The 4,237-nt window shown below is 51.4% G+C and carries 1 protein-coding gene and 2 pseudogenes; all 3 read right to left on the bottom strand.

Annotated elements, in window-relative coordinates; all coding sequences use genetic code 11:
* Positions 1–190 (bottom strand): annotated as a pseudogene (locus GEI7105_RS38780) (ISKra4 family transposase); the annotation flags it as partial.
* A gap of 188 nt (positions 191–378) precedes the next feature.
* Positions 379–1,837 (bottom strand): annotated as a pseudogene (tnpC, locus tag GEI7105_RS32230) (IS66 family transposase).
* 38 nt (positions 1,838–1,875) lie between these two features.
* Entirely contained in the window at positions 1,876–4,140 is a 2,265-nt protein-coding gene (locus tag GEI7105_RS0123990; protein ID WP_017662946.1) for a hypothetical protein, read from the bottom strand.
* Positions 4,141–4,237: the final 97 nt, after the last annotated feature.

The following is a 4,237-nucleotide window of genomic DNA, read 5'->3' as shown; positions in this document are numbered from 1 at the left end:
CGCGTTGTGCCGCTACTTGTGACGGATAAAAAAGACCGATTTCTGGCCCGACATGCTCTAGCCAATGCCCACGCACTGCTTTCTCTATCCCTTCCAAGCTCTTGACGGCTTCTGGAGCCGTCTCTTCGTAGAGCAATTCGGCTAACTCCTGAGTGAGTTCTTTGAGGCGGGCTTGCTTAGATGCATCCATGGGTCTGACCGGTTTCGTTATGAACTGCCCAAAGCTTAGCTCTTATGCTGCTCTTTAAGGGTAAGCATTTTTGCTTATTGCATAACTGGGATGCACCCGTTTGCGAGCTTTTCTGGTAATTAGTCACCGCAACAGGTGAGGCTTAATGAAAAAAGCCTCAAACCTCGTCACGACAAACCGGAGTCACCTTATCCTGGGTTCGTCGGCAGGGGTGGAGAACAACCCGAGGACGATAACAACTCAAAGAGTTGGTCGATGGCATTACGACCTTGTCGGCGCATCGATTCGAGAAAGCTGAACATCATGGCCACTAACTGAGCGCCCCAGTCGCTGCGAGCGCCCCCGCTGACTTTTCGATGAATCACCACCGGGCGTAAAGCACGCTCGGCATCATTATTATCGGGACTGACCTGAGGATAAGACATAAAGGTAAACCACTCCGACTCGTGTCGTCGAAAGCGATGGGCCAAAGTTTGGGCATCGGCAGCCCATCCTCCCTTGGGGGGATGGTCTAAAACTTTTCTCAAGTCCTCTTCGAGTTGGGGGCGCTTTTCTTGTAACGCCTCTAAACTCAACTCTCCGAGATGATAGTCTCGGTGGGCTTGGCGTCCCTGTTGGAGAATCGGAAAGACTTGTTGAGCGAAGTGGCGATTAGCTGCCAAACGAGAGCCTTCGAGTTCCTTGAGTTTTCGCTCGATGTGGGCCAAACATTTCTGCTTGGCGGCCGCCGATTGAGGACTGTACGCCGACCAACAATCACTGCTAAGGATGCCGGAAAAGTCTTCTCCCAACAGCTTTTTCACCTCGGTTGAACTCCGGGTCGGGGCGAGAAAGAGAACGCAGCACTCTGGCGCCGTGGCCACCCACATCCAATGATTGACTCCATTGACTCGATAGCTGGTTTCGTCAACACAGCGCACGCCGGGTTGTTGAATCCACTGCCGCCACCGTTCGTAAGCCGGTTGCAAAGCCTGATTAAACCACGCTCTGCATTTGGCACAAACTACCTTGAGACAGCGGAACCCCCAAGAAGCTCTTCACCACTTCACGCTGTTTTGACCAAGATAAGTTACCGCCATAGCCGAGCCAACCCACCAGGCTACTCAATCGTCCCCCATAGCTGAATCCTTCTTGACATCCAACCGGTAAGTCCGCTTGCCCTTGCCAATGGCACTCTTGGCAGTGATATCCGGGTCGTTCGTATTCTTTAACCTCCACTAACTTCGGCACTAACTCCACCACCTGTTGCCGTTTGACCTTTCCCGCTTCAACCTCCAGGTCAGCTCCACAGTTAGGACATTGGCCGACTTCCAAGACCACCTTCTCGTCTACGTAGCCAAAGCCATTACGGGTCTTACCGGGATGGTTGTATTTCGGACCGCGCTTGCGCCCGGGCTTTTTCTTGGGGCGACTTGGCTTCTTGTATCCGTCTGATGAGGGGGGTTGGGAACTGTTTTGGCTGTTGCGTTGTGTCAGTTTTCGCAGTTTCTCACTCAGGCTCTCGAGGCTCTCTTCGAGGTCGGATACCCGTTTCTTGAGACTTTCTGTTTCCGCTCGTTGCTCGCAGTATCTTTCATACCAATACCGCGCTCCCAATTCTTCTGGGTTCACCTCGTCAGACAGGGTTTTGGGGTTGGGCTTCTTCATACGACCCACTCTACTCCACTTGCCACCCTTGTCAATACCTACCTCTTATTGCGGTGACTAATTACCTTTTCTGCCTCAATTTCTTTTTGATTTTTAGATAGCTTCTTGACCCTGTCTAGCTCTGTTTTTAATTCTGGATTTTTTGCAAGTATAAATTCATATTCTTTCTCTAGCTCGGTACACCGAGAACAGCGGATTAAGCGGCCATCCTTCGTTATTTTTAAATGATGCTTCCCTCCCTCAACTGGACGCTTCGCAACGATGCCAGGCTCAATTTCTGGCTCGTCATAGTGACCTTTCTGACCAGCTGGTACTGATGTCTCTTTCGCTGCTTTCTCTGCTGAAGCCTCTACCCCTTCACCAGCAGCTTCTCTAGCCCCCCGATTCCCAGCCGTCTCCGCCGCCTCACCAACAGCCCCCTTACCCAACTTCCCAAGCAACTCATCCGCATAGCGCAGCAGAATATCCCCAATCTGCTGAACTGACTCCATCACCAACTTCGCCGCACCACCACTCGCATTACCAACCAACTTACCCAGACCCTTCGCAATATCAATGACATAACCACCAACCTTGCTCAGCATCTTGAACGCCACACCCAACGCCTCACCCGTCCAATCCAATACCTTCGCGACGATTTTCACGACCTTCATCGCACCCTTCGCCGCCGTCACCGAACCCGCAGTGAGAATTGCCAGAACCACTTCAAACGCGATCGTTCCGGCTAGCCAGCCCACCGACTCGCCCATTTGACCTTCCGAACCATCGCCCATCAGGAAATCACAGACTCCCTGCGCGATTTGCGAACCCGCATTCCGAATCTGCTCCTCGATAGACGCCCACAGACTGCCCAGCTTTTCAACCAACCCTGCATAGGTCAATCCTTCTCCAGCACTGAACGCATCCTGAGCGCCACTCATAAAGTTTTCTTGCACGACCCCAGCGGGGGTTTCGAGTTCGGTTCCCATCGATGTCAGACTTTGTGAGATGTCTTCTCGATCTACCTCGCTCGACTCCTGTGATGGTGACCCTGCGGCAGTAGCAGGATTCGCGACAGCCGGAGACGAACTCGCGCCAGACCGACCTTCAGACTGCTTTGGCTGACTCGTCAGACCGCCAATCCAAGACATGAGTGAACCAATAGCCTTCACGCCCTGGTACATCAGCACGAATGGGTCGGAAAGCCCTTCCCAAATTCCTTTCAAAACCCCTTTAACAAAGCCCAAAATAAAATCTAGGCTTCGTCCGCTAATAATCTTGGCGATCTTTTGACTGATTTGAACCTTAATGTCAGTAGCTTGACCGCGTAAGCCTTCAAGAAATCCTAGTATGCCTGTCTGGAGTAAACTCCAGAGCGGCCCAAACGCTGGAATTTCTGAAGCAGTCGAGAGGATTGCAATCAGAGCATCCAAAATGACATCAATGATGGCTCCTTGGTAGCAGTCCGGCAATGCCAACCAAGCATTTCCCGCCAGAATCATGGGAATCATTGCAGGATTTACGAGCGCAACACCCAGCGAAGATAAGACTTCGGCATACGGCGCAAGCTTTTCCTGTACCTTTTGGGAAAACTGCTTCGTACTCTCGACTGCTGACTGGAATTTTTCTACGCTCGCCTTCTTGAGATTTTCAACATTTTCAGAAATGCTCTGGAAAAACTCAGTTGCGCCGTTGAGTAACGGAACGCCGCTAACTGCGCTCATCAGACCGAGTAGACTTTCGCCAATCTGCGCGAGCTGTGTCGTAAATGGCTCAACTACAGACTGGAAGCCATTGCTCAACCCTTCAGCGCCCGAGAGGAGCTTAGGCAAAATCGTATGCCCCATTTCCTCATGTGCATCCTTGACGATATTGGGATTATCCTTGTTTTCCCATAACCACTGGATCGCCTCAATAATTTGCGGAGCAAACTTCACCGCTCCCATTAGTAAACCGACTGGCGAAAACGCAATAACAACCCCAACGACCTTCCGCATCGGTTCAATGACTGGAGCAAACCGCTCTTGTATCTCCGTCCAAATCGTCGCAGCTTTTTCCTTGACCCAATTTAAAATTCCGCCTTCACCATCTCCACCGATCCCTAACTTTCCGAGAACCCAATCCCAGGCTTTCCCCAGGACATCGCGGATCGGCTTACCCCACTGCCAAATATTTTGGGCAAATTCTGTTACGCCATTCAACACACCGCCTGCGATTTCCATCGCTGTGTCAAATACCGGAGCGATGAGTAAATCGAGGACTTTCTGGACGCCACTAGTGACACTAGCGGTACTTAAACAAATTTCAAGCCCAAACCAAGCCAAAACGCGCTTTGTGAGCGGCAAACAGGTCTCGATTCTCGTTCAGCCATGCCACAAAACGAAAAGACATGGCTGTCCGAAAAGCCTCTAAAGCATCTAC

Origin of the sequence: Baaleninema simplex PCC 7105, from assembly GCF_000332355.1 — a bacterium.
GTDB lineage: Bacteria > Cyanobacteriota > Cyanobacteriia > Cyanobacteriales > Geitlerinemataceae > Baaleninema > Baaleninema simplex.
The sequence above is the reverse complement of the archived record's forward strand: the minus strand, read 5'-3'. Positions and strand labels throughout refer to the sequence as shown.